The following is a 19,361-nucleotide window of genomic DNA, read 5'->3' on the forward strand; positions in this document are numbered from 1 at the left end:
GGCGGGTTGTGGCTGACACGCCGCGCTGTCAGGACTATATAGCCCAGGCGTTGGCCCGGCGAGATGCAGGGCATCCTGTCAGGTAGCGCAGGCCTGGCCCGCCTGAATGGTCTGGCGGCAACTTTGGGAGACGGTCATGAGCGGAACCATGCGCAGCAGCGCCGGCCTGGATGAGCGCCGTCGCCGCATCCTCTACCGGTCATGGCATCGCGGCACCCGCGAGATGGACCTGCTGCTCGGCCAGTTCGCCGACGCGCGCATTGATGCGCTCGACGCCCGGGACCTCGACGATATCGAGGCGCTGCTGGAGGCGCAGGACCGCGACGTGTTCAGCTGGTTGACCGGCGAGCTTGCGTTGCCGGCGGAATTCGACACGCCAGTGTTCAGCCAGATTCGCGAATTCCATCGCCACACCGGCGCTGTGTTCATCTAGGCGCGTCCGGTGAGCTCCGGCCCGCCGCGGCGTCCGGTTTTTCCATAACTGGACGCGTTGGGGCGCATTGTTGGGGGGCTTTCACGAAAGCCCGGCCGCCTTTCCCGAAAGGCTTCCGGGTGCGTTGACCGGAGCAGCTCGCCTGGTTTGGGGCAGAGCCGCCCTGACGACCGCCAACCGGCCTTGAGCTTCTTCCAGTCCGCTGGCGTCCTGCCGGCTCCGTTGCGACCAGACGCGCTGGCGGCGCCCGCCGCCGGTTTCCTCCAGAACGATACGATGCAGAAGCGGCGCCCACTTTTGCCGAAAATGCGCCAGCCAGAAGTGTTCCGCTGATGAGTCCTGTTCCATGAGTCCTGTTCCGCTGAAAAACGCCGTCGCCCAGTTGCTGGAGGGGCGCAAGCCTGTCCTCGTCAATGCGCCGGACAGTTTCATCCCCCTGGTTCTGGCGGACCTGGCGCGGGCTGCGTCGCAGAAGACCGACGCCCCGGCGGCGCTGACCTTCATTGCCCGCGACGGCCAGCGGCTGGCGCTGATTGAAAATGGCCTGAACTTCGTCGCGCCGGATATCGAGGTGCTCAGTTTTCCCTCGTGGGACTGCCAGCCCTACGATCGCGTTTCGCCAACCAGCGCCATCACCGCGAAGCGCATGACCGTGCTGGCGCGTCTTGCCCGCACCCGCTCATCGCAGGAGCGGCCGCGCATCGTGCTGACGACGGTGAACGCCGCCGTGCAGCGTGTGCCGCCGCTGGCCCGCATCGCCGAAGAGACATTTTCGGCCGCGCCCGGCAATGCCATCGACCTGAATTTGCTGGTGAAATGGCTGGAGATCAACGGTTTCACCCGCACCGGCACGGTGCGTGACACCGGCGAATACGCCCAGCGCGGCGGCATTCTCGATCTCTACGCCCCGGGCATGGCTGCGCCGATCCGCCTCGATTTCTTCGGCGACACGCTGGAATCGATCCGGCCGTTCGACCCGGAGACCCAGCGCTCCACGGGCCAGTTGCGGGCGCTCGATCTGGTGCCGATGAGCGAGGTGCAGGTCACCACCGAGACCATGGCCCGCTTTCGCCAGGCCTATGTGGCCGCCTTTGGGGCCGCCACGCGCGACGACGTGCTGTATGAGGCGGTGAGCGAGGGCCGGCGGCACCCTGGCATGGAGCACTGGCTGCCGCTGTTCCACAAGAAGCTGGACACGCTGTTCGACTATCTGGCCGGATCGCCGTTCGTGCTCGACGCCCAGCTTGACGATGCGGCCGGCGAGCGGATCAGCCAGATCTCCGACTATTACGACGCCCGCGTCGCGGCGCTGAAGGCCGGCGGCGGCGCGCCCTACAAGCCTGTCCGTCCCGAGACGCTGTATCTCACCATGGACGAATGGAAGCAGCGGCTGGCCAGCCTGGATACGGCCGTTGTCTCCGCCTTTGCCCGTCCGGAAACCTCCGCCGGCCATATCATCGATCTTGGCGTGCGCCAGGCGCGCAGCTTCGCGCCGGAGCGGGCGGACGACAGCGCCAATGTGTTCGAGGCCGCCGCGACCCATATCCGCGATCTGGCGGCGGGCGGCCGCAAGGTGGTGCTGGCCGCCTGGTCCGAGGGCTCACGCGAGCGGCTCGCCCATGTGCTGGCCGACCACGAGGTGCGCGGCCTGACGCCGGTTCCCGATCTCGCCCGCGCCCTCGCGGCGCCCGCCGGCCAGATCTCCATGGCCGTCTGGGGGCTGGAGGCGGGGTTCGATGCGCCGCAACTCAGCGTGCTCGGCGAGCAGGACATTCTCGGCGACCGGCTGGTGCGCCAGGCGCGCAAGTCGAAGCGCGCCCAGGATTTCATCGCCGAGGTCGGCAGCCTGACGGCGGGCGACATCGTCGTTCACGTCGATCACGGCATCGGCCGTTTCGTTGGCCTGAAGACCATCGCCGTCGGCGGCGCGCCGCATGACTGCCTGGAGTTGCACTACGCTGGCGGCGACAAGCTGTTCCTGCCGGTGGAGAATATCGAGCTGCTATCGCGCTACGGCTCGGAGGACACCAGCGTCGCCCTCGACAAGCTGGGCGGCGGCGCCTGGCAGGCGCGCAAGGCCAAGCTGAAGCAGCGCATCCGCATGATGGCGGGCGAGCTCATCAAGGTCGCCGCCGCCCGCGCCCTCAAATCCGCCCCGGCCGTCACGCCGCCGCAGGGGCTGTATGACGAATTCGTCGCGCGGTTCCCCTATGAGGAGACAGAGGACCAGCTCAACGCCATCGACGCGGTGCTGACCGATCTGGCCTCGGGCCGGCCGATGGACCGGCTGGTGTGTGGCGACGTTGGCTTCGGCAAGACCGAGGTGGCGATGCGCGCCGCCTTCGCCGTGGCCATGAGCGGCCAGCAGGTGGCGGTGATCGCGCCGACGACGCTGCTCGCCCGCCAGCACTACCATGGCTTCATGGAGCGCTTCAAAGGCCTGCCGCTGAAGATCGCCCAGGCCTCGCGCTTCACCCCCGCCGCCGAGATGAAGCAGGTGAAGGCCGGCCTCGCCGACGGCACGGTGGATATCGTTGTCGGCACCCACGCCGTGCTGGGCAAGACCATCAGCTTCCGCGAGCTTGGTCTGGTGGTGGTGGACGAGGAGCAGCACTTCGGCGTCGCCCACAAGGAGCGCCTGAAGGCCCTGCGCGCCCAGTTGCACGTGCTGACCCTGTCGGCGACGCCGATCCCGCGCACCCTGCAACTGGCCCTGACCGGCGTGCGCGAACTGTCGATCATCGCCACGCCGCCGGTCGACCGCCTGGCGGTGCGCACCTTCGTCATGCCGTTCGACGAGCTGTCGATCCGCGAGGCGTTGCTGCGCGAGCGTTATCGCGGCGGCCAGTCGTTCTATGTGGTTCCACGCATTGATGACCTCGCCGAGATCAAGGCGTTCCTCGACCGCAGCGTGCCGGAAGTGAAGGTGGCCGTGGCCAACGGCCAGATGAGCGCCGGGCAGCTGGAGGACGTGATGACGGCGTTCTATGAGGGGCGCTATGACGTGCTGCTGTCGACGACGATCATCGAATCCGGTCTCGACATCCCCAGCGCCAACACGCTGATTGTCCACCGCGCCGACATGTTCGGTCTGGCCCAGCTCTACCAGCTGCGCGGCCGCGTCGGCCGCTCCAAGACCCGCGCCTGGGCGCTGTTCACCACCCCGGCCAACCGCACCCTGACAGCCACCGCCGAGCGCCGCCTGAAGGTGCTGCAAAGCCTCGACACCCTCGGCGCCGGCTTCCAGCTCGCCAGCCACGATCTGGACATTCGCGGCGCCGGCAATCTGCTCGGCGACGAGCAGTCCGGCCACATCCGCGAGGTCGGCTACGAGCTTTACCAGCAGATGCTGGAAGAGGCCGTGGCCCAGCTCAAGGCCGGCGTGGAGGATGACGACAGCGCGGATGAAGCCTGGTCACCGAACATCACCCTGGGCGCCGCCGTGATGATCCCCGAAAGCTATGTGGGCGATATCCAGCTGCGCCTCGGCCTCTACAAGCGCCTGTCGACGCTGGAAGACGACCAGCAGATCGACGCCTTCGGCGCCGAGATGATCGACCGTTTCGGCCCGTTGCCGGAGGAGGTGGAGCAACTGCTCAGGCTGATGGCGATCAAGGCCCTGTGCCTGCGCGCCAATGTGGCGAAGCTGGAGGCGGGCCCCAAGGGCCTCGTCGTGGCTTTCCGCGACGGCAGGTTCGCCAATCCGCATGGGCTGGTGGCCTGGCTGGGCGAGCAGGGCTCGATGGCCAAGGTGCGCCCGGACATGAGCATTTTCTTCTATGACGATCTGCCGACCCCGGCCAGCCGCCTGAAGAGCGCCCGCCGCCTGATGCGCGATCTGGTGAAGGTGGCGGAAAAGCAGGCGGCGTAAGGCCGCGCTTCAGAACAGGAATGGCCGCGACAGGCGCGGCCATTGGGGCGTTGGGGGGCCGTGGGCTGCGACCGGCGTGACCGGCTGCCCGCGCTCAAACCACCGTCAGCTTCACGTCGACGTTGCCGCGGGTGGCGTTGGAATAGGGGCAGATCTGGTGGGCCGTGTCGACCACCTTCTGGGCCTGGTCCCGGTCGAGGCCGGGCAGGCTGACGGCGAGGGCGGCGGTGATGCCGAAGCCGCCGGCCGAACGCGGCCCGATGCCGACCTTCGCCGTCACCGACGCATTGTCCGGCACCTTGATCTTCAGCTGCATGCCGGCGACCTTCATGGCGCCGATGAAGCAGGCCGAATAGCCAGCCGCGAACATCTGCTCCGGGTTGGTGCCGTCGCCGCCGGCGCCGCCAAGCTCCCTGGGCGAGGACAGCTTCACCTCAAGCCGGCCGTCGTCCGAGCGGGCCGTGCCGTCACGGCCGCCGGTAGCGGTGGCGGTCGCGGTGTATTTGACGTCGATGGACATGGCGTGGACCTTTCTGCGACAGGCGTTTCTGGACGGGTTGTCCCTGAACGGAGCGGCGATCGCTTCGCCCCGGGACCATGCGCAGAGCCGGACCACCCGGATCGCGCCGCGTCCGGCCGGGATCATGCCCGGCCTCATTCGTTATCGCGATAAGCAAACTGATCCGGTCATGCCGGCCCGTCAAGCGAAAATATATCGCGATACATGTTTGTGTGATATGCAAGTTCCATGAACATTCGCGCGTCCCTTTTGCCCGCCGGGGATACCCCCACGCCCATGCCGCTGGACGAGCAGCTGTGCTTCGGGCTGTACGCAGCCTCCATGGCGATCACCCGGCTCTACAAGCCAACGCTGGACCGGCTGGGCATTACCTATCCGCAGTTTCTGGTATTGCAGGCGTTGCACGAACAGGAGGGCCGCACCATCGGCCAGATCGCGGCGCGCCTCGGCCTCGAATCGAGCACCATCACGCCGCTGGTCAAACGCCTGGAGGCGGCGGGGCTGGCGGAGCGCGCCCGCAATCCGCAGGATGAACGCCAGGTCAGCGTGCGGCTGACGGAGCAGGGGCGGGAACGCTGGGCCCAGACGGGCTGCCTGGCGCCGCTGGTGATGGCGCGTTGCCATGTCGACCCGGCGGCGCTGGCGGCGCTCAACGCCGATATCCGCAAGCTGCTGGACGCGTTGAACGCCGGCGGGCGCCCCGAAGCTGAATGAAGCCTCAGCCGGCCGGGCCGGCGCTGGTGGCCTCTTCCAGCATCTTCCGGGCCAGCCGCTGCACGTAGCGGACGATCACGTCCGGGTCCTGGGCGCCGGGCAGGGCGAGGCGATCGGCCAGAATGAAGCAGGGCACGCCGGTGACGCCCATGTCGCGCGCAGCGGCCATCGACTGGCGCGCCATGTCCGCGTCGGCGTCCGTCGCCAGTTGCGCCGCGACCTGGCCGGGGTCCATGCCGCAGGCCCCGGCGATCTCCACCAGCACCGCCTGGTCGCCCACGTCGCGGCCTTCCATGAAGAAGGCGTGGAACAGCGCCTCGACCACCGCGTCCTGCACGCCAGCGGCGCCCGCCCAGCCGATCAGCCGGTGCGCGTCAAGCGTGTTGGGCGAACGTTTGATCAGGTCGAAACGGAAGGCGATCCCCTCCCTGGCGCCCTCAGCCGCGATGCGCTCGTGGATGCCGGCAATTTTCTCACGCGAACCGAATTTGCGCTCCATATATTCGCGCCGGTCAACGCCGCCGGCCGGAACGTTCGGATCGAGCTGGTAGGGATGCCAGCCGACGGTGATCCGCAGTTCCGGCAATTGGGCGATGGCCTTCTCAAGCCGTTTCTTGCCGATGAAACACCAGGGGCAGACCACATCCGACACCACATCGATGTGGAAAGACTGGCGCGGACCGGGCGCGACGCCACTGGTGGTGGATGTGGCCTGGGTCATGGCGTTGCTCCTCCTGGCGCACATCCTCTCCGGAACATGCGGCCGACGCTGGCCGGGGTCGCGCCATGGCAAAACATGGCGCAAAGCCCGGTCGGCCTGAATCGGTGTTGACGCATCCTAACCTATCCGCCCGCTGACAGGCAGCGCGGATTAGCGCTGGCGGCTGGCGGTCGCGGGGATATCGGCGCGCCACCAGGTTTCAGGCGCGGCGCCGAGCAGGGGCAACGGATCGGGACGCCCCACATGCTTCCAGCGCGCCAGCCAGATGTGCGGCGCGTAATAGAGCGGGATGACGTGGAAACCGGATAGCAGAACCCGGTCGAGCGCCCGCACGGCGCTGACATAGTCGTCCTCGGCGCCGGCCGACAGCATGGCGGCGATCATGGCGTCGATGGCCGGCGATCTTGCGCCGGCAAAATTGAACGACGCCTGCTGGCCGGCGGCGCGCGATCCCCAGCGGAAATACTGCTCGTTGCCCGGCGACGGCGATGTTTGCCAGGTAGCGATGATCATGTCGTAATCGAAGGTCTGGCGCCGGCGTTCATATTGCACGGAATCGACCACGCGGACGCGCACCCTGACGCCGATGCGCCGCAACGCCGACGACAGGGCCAGCGCCAGGCGCTCGTGCTCGCGCCCGGTCACCATCACCTCAAAGGCAAGGGGCGCGCCCTTGCGATCGCGCATCACGCCGCCCTCAAGCCGGTAGCCAGCCGTCGCCAGCAGGTCGATCGCCCGTTGCAGGTTGGCGCGATCGCGGCCGCTGCCGTTGCTGCGCGCTGGCGTCCATTTGCCTTCCATGATGTCGGCGCGCACCGCGCCCGGCCACGGCCGCAACAGCTGGCGCTCGCGCGCGCCGGCCGGCCGGCCGGCGGCGGAGAGGCGTGAATCAGCGAAATAGCTGTCCGAGCGCCGGTAAAGGCCGCTGTAAAGATTGCGGTTCACCCATTCGAAATCAAAGGCGAACGACAACGCCTCGCGCACCCGCACGTCGCCAAACAGCGGGCGACGCTCGTTGAACACAAAGCCGGACATGCCCTTCGGCGCGGCGAACGGCGCGTTCTCCTGGATAATCTGTCCCGATCGCACCGCCGGAATATTGTAGCCGTTGGCCCAGCGCCGTGGGTCAGTCTCGATGCGCACGTCGATCAGCCCGGCCTTGAACGCCTCGAACATCGCCGTGGCGTCGCGGAAATAGTCGTAACGGATTTCATCAAAATTGGCGGAGCCGCGTTCGCTGGCGAGCGCATCGCCCCACCAGGCGCGATTACGCACAAAGCTGATGCTCTCCCCAGGGCGCACCTCGCCAACCGTATAGGGCCCGGAGCCGACCAGCGGGGTGAACCCCGTCTGGCCAAACGTTTCCGGATCAATGGCGTGTTTGGGGAGCACCGGAACCATGGCCAGAATCAGCGGCAGTTCACGATCCTGGTTGCCGGCGAGCTCGAAGCGGATGACGTGGGGGCCGGCGATCTGGATCGCGGTCACCTTGCCCAGGGCGTTGCGATAATTGGGCCGCCCGTGGGCGCGCAGCAATGTGAAGGTGAACTGGACGTCCTCCGCCGTCAGCGGCCGACCATCGGAAAAGCGGGCGCGCGGGTCCAGATGGAAGGTGACGGCCGAATGGTCCGGCGCCACCTCAATCGAGCGGGCCACCAGCGGATAAAGCGTGAATGGCTCGTCCAGCGCCCGGCGCATCAACGGCTGCAAGGTAAGCGAGACAATGCCGGCCGGCGCCGTCATGCCCTTGATGGTCAACGGGTTGAGGCTGTCGAAGGCGCCCTGAACCCCGATCACCAGCCGGCCGCCCCGCGCCGGGGTCGGGGTGATCCGTGGCGGCAGGAACGCGCCGTCAGGGCCGCGCGGCCGGGCTGGCTCGCCATGCATCGCCAGGGCCTGCGGGCGCGGCGCGTCGTCTGGCCGGCCAGCATCGGCCATCACCATGGTCGCCGGGATGAGGGTCATAAACCCCGCTAAAGCCAGTCTCACAAACATGAACGACACCCAGGAGCATGACACGAATACGTGGATACCGGCTATTCGTAAAAATCGCGCGATATTAAAAACATGGAGCGTGATGCGTTCCTGTTTGAACGCATCACGCTATAGAACAGCTGGTTCAGGGTTTATGAACCGCGCGCGGCGGATTTGCGTCCGTGGCGACCGGTGCGGACGCCGCCGCTTGTGAGGATCACGGCCGAATTTTCCCGAAGGGTCGCCAGGGGGCTGGCATGGCGGCGAGGTTCGCGATAAGTGAACGGAATATGCTGATGGTCATGCATCCGCCTCATTCGCCGTGAAAGCACTGGTGACAGTCGACAGCACGGCGATGATGGTTGCCTGCTGTCGCAGACGATTCGTATTCGGGCATGATCCCGGACGCGCCAGGCCGCATCCGTCAGGTCGTGTCCGACCTGCGGGACGGGCTGACCTTTCCGGCTCGCGGGCGCCGAGTTTGAAGCAAGAGACAACATACTGTTGCGGGCCGCATTGGACGTTGGGGGCACGCATCGGTCCCGAGCTGTGATCGAAGGGAAAACTTCATGTCATTGAACAGCAGGTCTGCAAGCAGCAAAGCGACCCGTGGCGCAGCCGCCTTGCTCGCGCTCGGCGCGATGCTGGCGCCCGCCGCCGCTTTCGCCCAGGCCAAGCCGGCGGCGAAGCCGGCTCCGCAGCCGCAACAGCAGCAGGCGGCCCCGCAGCAGCCCGCCGGCCCGACCGTTGTCGCCGTCAAGCCCGAGCCGTCCCAGACGGACTGGACCAAGGTCTGCGGCAAGGATCCGAGCGGCGGCCGTGAAATCTGCTACACCACCCGCGATTTCGTTTCCGATCAGGGCCAGCCCGTCCTCGCCGTCGCCATTTACGACGTGAAGGGCGAGCCCCAGAAGATGATGCGCTTCCTGCTGCCGCTCGGCCTGCTGCTGCAGCCGGGCATTCGCACCACGGTTGATCAGGGCGCCGCCATCGAGGGCCGTTACGCGCTCTGCTTCCCGAATGGCTGCTTCGCCGAGGCGCAGATCAAGGACAGCGACGTCGCGTCGATGAAGAAGGGTCAGCACCTGAACATCAGCGTGCAGAACCAGGCCGCCAACGTCGTCACGTTCCAGGTGCCGCTGACCGGCTTCGCCAAGGGCTTCGACGGCCCGGGCATCGACCCGAAGGTGCTGGAAGAGCAGCAGCGCAAGTTGCAGGAAGCCATGCAGAAGAAGGCTCAGGAAGAGCAGCAGAAGCGCCAGCAACAGCAGGGCGGCTCCGCTCCGGCTCCGGCCCCCGCGCCGAAGCAGTAACCCCAAAACCCGCCATCAGAAAAAGGCCCGCCATCTGGCGGGCCTTTTTTGTTGCAGGCGCGGGGGCCGCTTATCCGGCGGTCAATCCCGCTACACCGTCTCCTGCAAAGTGGACGCGCCGGCGTTCGCGAGGCTGTGATTCAGACAGCGCCCCCCCAAGGCAAGGGCGCGCAGCCCGCCAGCGCCGCCTGCCGTTTCTTGGCCTTACGGGCGGCGGCTTGCCGGACAGGGCGTGAGGACGAATCCGCAACATGACTTCAGGCAAACGCCTGGAGACATGCCCTTCGGGTCCCGGACGTGACGTTGCGAAGCTTCACAGAGCCGGGCGAACGCCCTTGCCGGCAAGTTCGGCCATGCAGGCCTTGAGGCGCGTGTTCAGGGCCGTTGCGTTATCGCCAGCTGGATTGGCTGGCGCGGCGCAGGCCTGCAACTGTCTGACATAGTCCTGGTTGCATGTCGCCGGGCGCTCCGGGTCCGGTTCGGCCGGCGGCGGCGTCTCGCCCCGGCTGGCGCGCCAACGGGCTGTCGCCTCGTTCAGCGCATGGCGCTGGCACCAGGCGTCAGGCGCCTTCGGGGCGGTTTTCAGGATTGATTTCAGCAGGCTTTCCGCATCTTCGGCCGTCGCCGGGGCGACCATTGCCGAAAACGCCAGCGCCGCGGCGGCGCCCGCCAGCCATATGCGCTTCATGTCCCAACCCCGTTTTTCTGGGAATGCGACGTCCGCGCCGGCTGCTGGCGACAGGATTCGCCGATTGGCGCGAAGCGCGTCAATGGGTCTGGCTGGCGCGGACGCGATAGGCGCCGTCTTCACCGATGGTGAAGAACTCCGCCACGCGCGGATGCTTGACCGGCTCGCCAGAAGTGTCCGGCGTCAAATTCTGCTCGGATACGTAGGCGATGTACTGGGATTCTTCGTTCTCGGCCAGCAGATGGTAGAACGGCTGGTCGCGTGAGGGGCGCACGTCCTCGGGGATCGACTGCCACCATTCCTCAGTGTTGGCGAATTCGGGATCCACGTCAAAAATCACGCCGCGGAACGGGTAGATGCGATGCCGCACCACCTGTCCGATCGCAAATTTCGCCGATCCGCTCTTCATCCAGCTCTCTCCGCCAGCGTCGCCAGCGAAACAACCGTTTCCGCCGGATTCGCGCATACATCAATTTCTGACATTATCACGCCGCCGCGCCGCGTTTACAGGGCATTTTCCGCCCGGACCAGCCATGCGACGCGCCAGGAAAATACGTCCAGGCAATGGTGGAGCCCACCTGGCCGCGCCGGCCCCATCCCGGGCGCATGGGCGCGCCCGGGCAGGCAAACGGCGCCGCGCTCAGAGGCCGTAGAGGGCCGCGTAGTCGCTGTCCTTCGAAGCAACAATCTTCGCCAGATCAACGATCACCTTGGCCTGCTTCCAGGTGGCGTCGTCCTGCATCTTGCCATCGAGCAGCACGGCGCCAGTGCCGTCCGGCATCGCTTCAAGGATGCGTTTCGCGAAGGCGACCTCGTCCTTGTCGGGGCTGAACACGTTCTTGGCGATGGCGATCTGCGAGGGATGCAGCGACCAGGCGCCGGCGCAGCCGAGCAGGAAGGCGTTGCGGAACTGGGCCTCGCAGGCTTCCGCATCGGAGAAATCGCCGAACGGGCCATAAAACGCCTTGATGCCGTTGGCCTGGCAGGCGTCGACCATGCGGGCGATGGTGTAGTGCCAGGGATCCTGCTGGGCGATCTGGCGCGGCGCGCCGCCGGCGTCCGGATCGGACAGCACCTTGTAGTCCGGATGGCCGCCGCCGACGCGGGTGGTCTTCATGCCGCGCGAAGCGGCGAGGTCGGCCGGGCCGAGGCTCATGCCGTGCATGCGCGGCGAGGCGGAGGCAATGGCCTCCACATTGTTGACGCCCTCGGCGGTTTCGAGAATGGCGTGAATCAGGATCGGCTTTTTGACGTTATGGCGCGCCTCCAGCTGGGCCAGAAGCTGGTCGAGATAATGGATGTCCCACGGACCTTCCACCTTCGGCAGCATCATCACGTCAAGCTTGTCGCCCACGTTGGCGACGATCTCGGTGATGTCGTCCAGCACCCACGGGCTGTTCAGGCAGTTGACGCGGGTCCACAGGCCGGTGGAGCCGAACTCGTTCTCCTGCGCCATCTTGATGAAGCCAGCGCGCGCCGCTTCCTTGGCGTCCGCCGGAATGGCGTCCTCAAGGTTGCCCAGCACCACGTCCACCTGATTGATCAGATCCGGCACCTTGGAGCGCATCTTTTCGTTCTGTGGCGGCACGAAATGGATCATCCGCTCCAGCCGCACCGGCAGTTCCCGGTAAGGGGTCGGCGCGCCGATGGCGAGGGGACGGAAAAACTGGCGGGGCAATTTCATCGGAGCGCTCCATTCTCAGGCGTTTCCATCAGGCCGTTGGCCGTGGAAGCGACCTGTCCGTGTGATTGTCGTGCAATGCAACCGTTTTGCAGCGGAACATTCGCGCGTCGGGCTCTGCGATAGGTCAGACAGCGCTTCCAGTCCAGCCCCCGCGGCCATGGGGCCGGTCAGCCAGGCCGGGACGCGCCACGGTCAGCGGGGCCGGGACGCGCCATCGGCCTGCATCATCGCCGGCAGACCCAGCAACGGCGCCAGTCCCTCGCGCATCGCCAGTCGCCGCAGCGGCCGGATATGCCCCAGCGCCAGCATGCCGGCGCCGCGCAGGAAGTCGACGCCGGGCAGGCGCGTCAGCAGCGAGCGGTTCAGCGCATCAATGGCGCGGGTACGGGTGGTGACGTCCAGCCGGCGGCCGCGATCATAAGCGGCGAGGGCGTCGGCGTCGTCACACCGCGCGCCGCGATCACGCGCCGCGATCAGGGCGTCGCGCAGGGCGGCGACGTCGCGCAGCCCGAGGTTCAACCCCTGGGCGCCGATAGGCGGAAACATGTGCGCCGCCTCGCCGACCAGCGCCATGCCATGGCCGGCGAAGCGCTCCGCCGTGAGGCCGCGCATGGGAATGACGCCACACGGGCCGGTAACGCGCATGGCCCCGAGCATCGACCGCGCCTGCTGCTCCACTTCAAGCGCCAGCGCTTCCGGCGCCCGCCCCGCCAGCCGGCGGGCCTTGCCGGGCTCCGTCACCCAGACGAGGCTGGAGCGCTTGCCAGGCAGCGGCACCAGGGTGAACGGGCCGTGGCGGGTGTGAAATTCGGTCGACGTATTGCGATGCGGCTGGGTGTGGCTGAACACCCCGGTCAGCGCCGCCTGCGGATAATCCCAGGTCCTGACCCCGACGCCGGCGCGGGCGCGAACGAGCGAGCGGCCGCCATCGGCGCCGATCGCCAGGCGCGGCCGCAGGGCGCGGCCCGACGCCAGAACCAGTTGCGGCCCCGCCGGGCTGAACGACGCTTCGGCCACCGTCTCCGGCGCCAGTTCCAGGCCGGGGGTCTGGCGCGCCTGCGCGGCGAGAACGCCAACCAGATCGTCATTGGGAATGTTGCAGCCAAAGCTGTCCAGCCCCAGCTCGGCGCAGCGGAAGGTCAGCGGCGGCGGCGCAAACAGGCTGCCGGTGTCGTCGATGATCCGCATGGCGTCCATGGGCGCCGCCCGGGCGCTGACCGCCTCCCAGACGCCGAGCGCCTGCAGAAAGGCGACGGAGCCGCCGAACAGGGCCACGGTGCGCCCGGGCGCCGCGATGGCGGGGTCGCCAATCAGCAGCGTATGGAACCCTTCGCGGGCGAGGCAGAGGGCGGCGGCGAGACCGGCGGCGCCGGCGCCGATGACGGCGATATCCGGATCAGCATGCGACATGAGCGAGACCTATGCGCATTTGTGAAGAATTAAAAGCCGGGACGCCCCTTTCCCGAACGCGCATCGTCTCCCATGTCAGCCCCAAACTATATGGAGGTCCCTGTGTTTGACTGGTTGGCAAGTCCGGAGGGCTGGGCGGCCCTGCTGACGCTCAGCGCGATGGAAATCGTCCTTGGCATCGACAACGTTGTCTTCATATCGGTGCTGGTGGCGAAATTGCCAGCCGAACAGGCGGAGCGGGCGCGGCGGCTGGGGCTTGGCATGGCCCTGGTGTTCCGCGTCGGGCTGCTGTTCGCGCTCACCGCCATCATGAAGCTGACCTATCCGGTGCTGACCATTCTGGGCGAGGAGCTGTCATGGCGCGACATCATCCTGATCGTCGGCGGCCTGTTCCTGCTCTACAAGGCGGTGCACGAAATCCACGGCGAGGTCAGCGGCGACGCCCATGAGGACGCACGCGCCGCCGCGCCGCGCGCCTTTCTGGCGGCGGTGGCCCAGATCGCGGTGATCGACCTGGTGTTCTCCATCGACTCGATCGTCACCGCCATCGGCATGGCCGACGACCTGTCGATCATGATCATCGCGGTGATGATCGCCGTGGCGGTGATGTATCTGGCCTCGGGCGTGGTGGCCCGCTTCATTGCCGAAAACCCCACCACCAAGGTGCTGGCCCTGTCGTTTCTGATGCTGATCGGCGTGTCGCTGGTGGCGGAAGGCGGCGGCTTCCATCTGCCGCGCGGCTACATCTACTCGGCCATGGCTTTCGCCGCGGTTGTCGAGGCGATCAATGTCTGGTCGCGCCGCAATGGCAAAAAACGCGAGGCGACGCAGATGGATGAGAACGGATCCCAGTCAGGCCCGCCGGCCTGACCCGGGCAGCGGCCTGTGGGCGCCCCCGAAACAGCCGTGCGCCAGCGTTTTCCGGGGCGCGGCCGTTTCGCGCGCACGGCGCATCCATCCACACGGGTAACCGCGGGTAACCGCGCGCCCGGCCGCCGCTCGAAAGGGCTGGCGCAACGTCGCCGCGCCAGCCACATTGCGGAGCCGCACACCGTGTGGCGAAGCAGGGCAAGGGAGGACATGGCATGCCAAAGGCAATCGTGGTGCACCGGACCGGCGGGCCGGAAGTGCTGGAGCTGGAGGATTTTGATCCAGGCCTGCCAGGCCCGGGCGAGGTGCGCATCCGCCAGATGGCCATTGGCCTGAACTTCCTCGACACCTACTATCGCAGCGGGCTCTATCCGGCGAAGACGCCGCTGATCCCGGGCGGCGAGGGCGCCGGCGAGGTCGTCGCGACAGGCGAGGGCGTCGGTGATTTCGCGCCAGGCGACCGCGTCGCCTATGTCTTTCCCCTCGGCGCCTACGCGGAGGAGCGCAACGTTCCGGCCAGCCATGTGGTGAAACTGCCCGGCGCCATCGACTTCGAGACGGCGGCGGCGGCGATGCTGAAGGGGCTCACCGCCGAATTCCTGCTGCATCGCACCTTTCCGGTGCAGGCCGGCCAGACCATCCTGTTTCACGCCGCGGCGGGCGGCGTCGGCCTGATCGCCTGTCAGTGGGCCCGTCACCTCGGCGCCCGGGTCATCGGCACGGTCGGTTCCGACGACAAGGTTCCGCTGGCGCTGGCCCACGGCTGCGACGAGGTAATCCAGTACCGGCGCGAGGACTTCGTCGCGCGGGTGAAGGAGATCACCGGCGGCAAAAGGTGCGCCGTGGTTTACGATGGCGTCGGCAAGGCGACGTTTCCGGGATCGCTGGACTGCCTCCAGCCATTCGGCATGTATGTGAATTTCGGCAACGCCTCCGGCCCCGTGGAGAATGTCTCCATGGTCGACCTCGGCAATCGCGGCTCGCTCTACGCCACCCGGCCAACCCTGTTCAGCCACATCTCACGGCGGCCGGTGCTGGAGGCCATGGCGGAGAACCTGTTCAGCGCGTTGGAAAACGGCGTGATTCACGCGCCGGTCAGCGCCCGCTTCCCGCTATCGCGCGCCGCCGACGCCCACCGGGCGCTGGAAAGCCGCGCCACCACCGGCTCGGCCGTGCTGCTGCCGGACGGCTGACGCCACGCGAAACCCATGTCGTGTCAGGGGCGCGCCGCCCCTGACCCTGGCGGACTGCCGCTTCCTCCGCGCCGCCCGGATGGCCTGGTGGACAAAGGGACAGGGCTGGCGGGTTGGCGGGCTCTCGGGCGGGCTCTGACAGCCGCTTCATGGCCAGGAAAAGGCCCCGCCGCCGGAGGCCGCGCAAGCCTCTGTTTACCAATCCTGGCCCATGATGAGCCATGGTCATACGCCGCCGATTCCGCGCCATTCTGCTGCCGCTCGCCCTCTACGCCGTCTCCGGCGCGGTGGTGGGATACTTCTGGATGCACGCCCACAGCGGCCAGCGCGGTCTTGAGGCCAAGCGGGAGATCAAGGGGCAGATCCTGACCCTGACGGCCGAGCTCAACACGCTGAAGGCGGAGCGCACCCATCTGGAGGACCGGATTTCCCGCATGCGCGACGGCTCGGTCGATCGCGACCTGCTGGAGTATCTGGCCCGCAACCGCCTCGGCATGACCCACCCGGACGATCTGGTCATCATCACGGGCGGCAATACGGACAACTGAGACAGGGCAAACGCCTGTCGCCAGTCCTGATCCGGTATCTCGCGGGCTGCGCCGCCGCGATTCTCCAGAACCGGCCATGACAGACATCTCCGGTCCACGAACCCGCCTTCGCCTGACGTCGCCAGCCGGCCCAGCGGCGGCGGCTCGCCAATGGAAGCGGGCGAAACGCTGCGCCGGCTCCCACATGCTGGCGGCCTTGCGGACCACGAGCCTGAAGCAGTGGACCGGGCCAGAGGCGCCCAGGCCAACGCGCGTGCATCTGCGCATAACCGCAGCCAGAGAAGGCGTCGCGAAGTGACTTTCCGCGACAGCGCGGGCGCCAGCTTCACCCTTCGCTGTCTGCCGCCGCCGCCGGGGCAGGAATTCTCTGTCAAGCCGCCGGATTGACGTCCGGTACGGATCAGTTGAACCTGCTGGCCGTGTCGCGACGGCGAGTCAGCGATCCGCGCGCCCTTTTTCTGGTGGATCATCCCGCCCGCGCCCACAAATGAGGATTTGCGTCGGAGCCCGGCGCGATTTCCTTGGCTTGCGCTCGCATCATATTAAACTTTAGTATAATGCGAACACGACGCCCGAACCGGAAGCGCCCCATCGCATCCGGTTTTGGTGAAGCCCGAGTGGCGCTTGAGCTTTGCAGGTCGCGGATGCATCAGCATGTTCGCGATCTGGTATGAAGGTCCGGGATTTGGCTTCACAGAAGCCAGACGCCGCCCCGATCAATGCCTGGGCCCGGCGACGCAGACCCTGAAAAAAGGGACGCGCCGGAGCGGACAGGGGACGGCGGCCAGGCGTCGCCGGTTAACCAGAGGCCGTAATGACGAAGAAACCCGCTTCCGCCAGTTCTTCCGCAAACGCGACCGCCGCCCGGTCCACCGCCCGAACCAGAGGCGGACGACGGGCTCCCGCCGCCGCCCGCAAGACCGCCGATCCTGAGGCGGCGGAGATCAAGGCGGCGGCGCCTCCGGCTCTCAGCCGCGACGAGGAGCTGGACGCCTATCGCATCATGTTGCTGATCCGCCGTTTCGAGGAGAAGGCGGGCCAGATGTACGGCATGGGCCTCATCGGCGGCTTCTGCCATCTCTACATCGGCCAGGAGGCGGTCGTCGTCGGCATGCACATGGCGACAAAAGAGGGCGACCAGAATATCACCGGCTACCGCGACCACGGCCACATGCTGGTCATGGGCATGGACCCCAAGGGGGTGATGGCGGAGCTGACGGGGCGCAGGGGCGGCTATTCCAAAGGGAAAGGCGGCTCCATGCACATGTTCTCGACGGAGAAGAAATTTTACGGCGGTCACGGCATCGTCGGCGCCCAGGTGCCGATCGGCGCCGGCATCGCCTTCGCCAACCGTTACAAGAACAATGACGCCGTCTGCCTCGCCTATTTCGGCGACGGCGCCGCCAACCAGGGCCAGGTCTACGAGACCTTCAACATGGCGGAGCTCTGGAAGCTCCCGGTGGTGTTCATCATCGAAAACAACCGTTACGCCATGGGCACCTCCGTGAACCGCGCCTCGGCCCAGACTGATTTCTCGAAACGCGGCGCCTCGTTCAACATTCCCGGCGAGCAGGTTGACGGCATGGACATCCGCGCCGTGAAAGAGGCCGGCGAACGGGCGATCGCCTGGGCCCGCGACGGCAAGGGGCCGTATATCCTCGAAATGCAGACCTACCGCTATCGCGGCCACTCCATGTCCGATCCGGCCAAATACCGGACCCGCGACGAGGTCGAGAAGATGCGGACCGAGCATGACGCCATCGAGCAGACGCGCCAGCGGCTGCTGGGCGAGCACGGCGTCTCCGGGGACGACCTGAAGAAAATCGACGCTGACATCCGGCGCATCGTCAACGAGGCCGCCGATTTCGCCACCCACGATCCGGAGCCGGATCCGTCCGAACTGTGGACCGACGTGACCTTGCCTCACGACGGCCCGCGCGCCTGAGACGAGCAGCGGCCGCCTCCCGGTATGGCGGCTCCCGGCAGCCCATTTGATCGAGCCAGACACATGCCCACAGACGTATTGATGCCAGCGTTGTCCCCCACGATGGAAGAAGGCAAGCTGAGCCGTTGGCTGAAGAAGGAAGGCGACGCCGTCCGCTCGGGCGACGTCATCGCCGAGATTGAAACCGACAAGGCCACCATGGAAGTGGAGGCGGTCGATGAGGGCGTGCTGGCCAGGATCCTGGTGCCGGAAGGCGCCGAAGGCGTGAAGGTCAACACTCCCATCGCCGTCATCGCCGCCGAGGGGGAGGATGCGTCCGCCGCGGCGAAACAGGCGGCAACCGCGAAAGCGGAAGCGCCGGCCAACGCCGGGAGCGCGGAAGCCGCGAAGCCCGACGCCGCCGAAGCTGAAGCGCCCGGGAGCGATGTGGTGCCGCGCCGCCCGGCCGAGCCGGTTCAGGCGGAAACCGAACTGCCGGAGGGGGTGAAAACCGTCACCATCACGGTGCGCGAGGCCCTGCGCGACGCCATGGCCGAGGAAATGCGGCTGAACGAAAACGTCTTCGTCATGGGCGAAGAGGTGGCGGAATACCAGGGCGCCTACAAGGTGACCCAGGGCCTGTTGCAGGAATTCGGCGCGCGGCGCGTGGTCGACACGCCGATCACCGAGCACGGCTTCGCCGGCCTCGGCGTCGGCGCCGCCTTCGCCGGCCTGCGGCCCATCGTCGAGTTCATGACCTTCAACTTCGCCATGCAGGCGATTGACCACATCATCAATTCGGCGGCCAAGACCCTGTACATGTCAGGCGGCCAGATTTCCTGCCCGATCGTTTTCCGTGGCCCCAACGGCGCGGCGGCGCGCGTCGCCGCCCAGCACAGCCAGGACTACAGCTCCTGGTACAGCCACGTGCCTGGCCTGACGGTGATCGCCCCCTTCACGGCGGCCGACGCCAAGGGCCTGCTCAAGGCGGCGATCCGCAGCCCCAATCCGGTCGTGTTCCTTGAAAACGAGATTCTCTACGGCCAGTCGTTCCCGGTGCCGGACGTCGAGGACTGGATCGTGCCGATCGGCAAGGCGCGCATCGCCCGCCCGGGCGAACATGTCACCATCGTCGCCTGGTCACACGCCATGATTTACGCCCTGGAGGCCGCTGAAACCCTGGCCGGAGACGGCATTGAGGCGGAAGTCATCGACCTGCGCACCCTGCGCCCGCTCGACGCCGAAACCATCGTGACTTCGGTGCGCAAGACCGGCCGCTGCGTGGTGGTGGAGGAGGGCTGGCCCCAGGCCGGCATGGGGGCGGAAATCTCCGCCCGCATCATGGAAGAGGCGTTCGACTACCTTGACGCCCCGGTGGCGCGCGTTTCCGGCAAGGACGTGCCGATGCCCTACGCCGCCAACCTGGAAAAGCTCGCCCTGCCGTCCGCTGCGGAGGTCGTCGAAGCGGCCCGCGCTGTCTGCTATCGCTGAGGAGGCC

The 19,361-nt window shown here is 67.1% G+C and carries 16 protein-coding genes; 9 read left to right on the forward strand and 7 right to left on the reverse strand.

Features of this window, described 5'->3' with window-relative positions:
- Positions 1-136: 136 nt before the first annotated feature.
- Both EV666_RS14420 and mfd read left to right on the forward strand, forming a co-directional pair.
- Positions 137-433 (forward strand): FAD assembly factor SdhE, encoded by a 297-nt coding sequence (locus tag EV666_RS14420; RefSeq protein WP_132009506.1) that lies wholly within the window; start codon positions 137-139, stop codon positions 431-433.
- Positions 434-779: 346 nt separating this feature from the next.
- Positions 780-4,304 carry a transcription-repair coupling factor gene (mfd, locus tag EV666_RS14430; protein WP_132009512.1) on the forward strand — a complete coding sequence of 1,175 codons (3,525 nt, stop codon included), beginning with the start codon at positions 780-782 and terminating at the stop codon, positions 4,302-4,304.
- Positions 4,305-4,398: 94 nt separating this feature from the next.
- On the opposite strand, the gene EV666_RS14435 is transcribed toward mfd, so the two are convergent.
- Positions 4,399-4,824: an organic hydroperoxide resistance protein gene (locus tag EV666_RS14435; protein ID WP_132009515.1), complete on the reverse strand. Its 426-nt coding sequence runs from the start codon at positions 4,822-4,824 to the stop codon at positions 4,399-4,401.
- A 228-nt stretch (positions 4,825-5,052) separates the two neighbouring features.
- On the opposite strand from EV666_RS14435, the gene EV666_RS14440 reads away from it, so the two are divergent.
- Positions 5,053-5,538 carry a MarR family winged helix-turn-helix transcriptional regulator gene (locus tag EV666_RS14440; protein WP_132009518.1) on the forward strand — a complete coding sequence of 162 codons (486 nt, stop codon included), beginning with the start codon at positions 5,053-5,055 and terminating at the stop codon, positions 5,536-5,538.
- A gap of 4 nt (positions 5,539-5,542) precedes the next feature.
- Here EV666_RS14440 and EV666_RS14445 read toward each other — a convergent pair whose 3' ends face one another.
- A complete protein-coding gene (locus tag EV666_RS14445; protein WP_132009521.1) occupies positions 5,543-6,259 on the reverse strand; it encodes a DsbA family oxidoreductase in 717 nt (238 codons plus the stop codon).
- 150 nt (positions 6,260-6,409) lie between these two features.
- Positions 6,410-8,224, reverse strand: a complete 1,815-nt coding sequence (locus EV666_RS14450) for an extracellular solute-binding protein (protein WP_165910031.1) — start codon at positions 8,222-8,224, stop codon at positions 6,410-6,412.
- 578 nt (positions 8,225-8,802) lie between these two features.
- On the opposite strand from EV666_RS14450, the gene EV666_RS14455 reads away from it, so the two are divergent.
- Positions 8,803-9,546, forward strand: a complete 744-nt coding sequence (locus EV666_RS14455) for an invasion associated locus B family protein (RefSeq protein WP_132009527.1) — start codon at positions 8,803-8,805, stop codon at positions 9,544-9,546.
- Between the two features lie 313 nt (positions 9,547-9,859).
- Here the strand turns inward: EV666_RS14455 and EV666_RS14460 are convergent, their stop codons facing one another.
- The 4 genes from EV666_RS14460 to EV666_RS14475 all read right to left on the reverse strand — a co-directional run bounded on the left by EV666_RS14460 (position 9,860) and on the right by EV666_RS14475 (position 13,328).
- Positions 9,860-10,234, reverse strand: a complete 375-nt coding sequence (locus EV666_RS14460) for a hypothetical protein (RefSeq protein ID WP_132009530.1) — start codon at positions 10,232-10,234, stop codon at positions 9,860-9,862.
- 79 nt (positions 10,235-10,313) lie between these two features.
- The gene (hspQ, locus tag EV666_RS14465; protein ID WP_132009533.1) at positions 10,314-10,643 is read right to left on the reverse strand and encodes a heat shock protein HspQ; all 330 of its coding nucleotides are present in this window, start codon (positions 10,641-10,643) and stop codon (positions 10,314-10,316) included.
- Positions 10,644-10,874: 231 nt separating this feature from the next.
- Complete coding sequence (locus EV666_RS14470) at positions 10,875-11,918, reverse strand: HpcH/HpaI aldolase/citrate lyase family protein (RefSeq protein ID WP_132009536.1); 1,044 nt, start codon at positions 11,916-11,918, stop codon at positions 10,875-10,877.
- 192 nt (positions 11,919-12,110) lie between these two features.
- A complete protein-coding gene (locus tag EV666_RS14475) occupies positions 12,111-13,328 on the reverse strand; it encodes an FAD-dependent monooxygenase (RefSeq protein WP_132009539.1) in 1,218 nt (405 codons plus the stop codon).
- Between the two features lie 102 nt (positions 13,329-13,430).
- Here EV666_RS14475 and EV666_RS14480 point away from each other — a divergent pair, with 102 nt between their 5' ends.
- The 5 genes from EV666_RS14480 to EV666_RS14500 all read left to right on the forward strand — a co-directional run bounded on the left by EV666_RS14480 (position 13,431) and on the right by EV666_RS14500 (position 19,354).
- Complete coding sequence (locus tag EV666_RS14480) at positions 13,431-14,198, forward strand: TerC family protein (RefSeq protein WP_132009542.1); 768 nt, start codon at positions 13,431-13,433, stop codon at positions 14,196-14,198.
- Positions 14,199-14,413: 215 nt separating this feature from the next.
- A complete protein-coding gene (locus EV666_RS14485; protein ID WP_132009545.1) occupies positions 14,414-15,391 on the forward strand; it encodes a quinone oxidoreductase family protein in 978 nt (325 codons plus the stop codon).
- 221 nt (positions 15,392-15,612) lie between these two features.
- Entirely contained in the window at positions 15,613-15,939 is a 327-nt protein-coding gene (locus EV666_RS14490) for an FtsB family cell division protein (protein ID WP_132009548.1), read from the forward strand.
- Positions 15,940-16,753: 814 nt separating this feature from the next.
- Positions 16,754-17,884 (forward strand): pyruvate dehydrogenase (acetyl-transferring) E1 component subunit alpha, encoded by a 1,131-nt coding sequence (gene pdhA, locus EV666_RS14495; protein WP_132009551.1) that lies wholly within the window; start codon positions 16,754-16,756, stop codon positions 17,882-17,884.
- A gap of 63 nt (positions 17,885-17,947) precedes the next feature.
- Positions 17,948-19,354, forward strand: a complete 1,407-nt coding sequence (locus tag EV666_RS14500; protein WP_132009554.1) for a pyruvate dehydrogenase complex E1 component subunit beta — start codon at positions 17,948-17,950, stop codon at positions 19,352-19,354.
- The last annotated feature ends 7 nt before the right edge of the window (positions 19,355-19,361 follow it).

The organism is Camelimonas lactis, from assembly GCF_004342915.1.
GTDB lineage: Bacteria > Pseudomonadota > Alphaproteobacteria > Rhizobiales > Beijerinckiaceae > Camelimonas > Camelimonas lactis.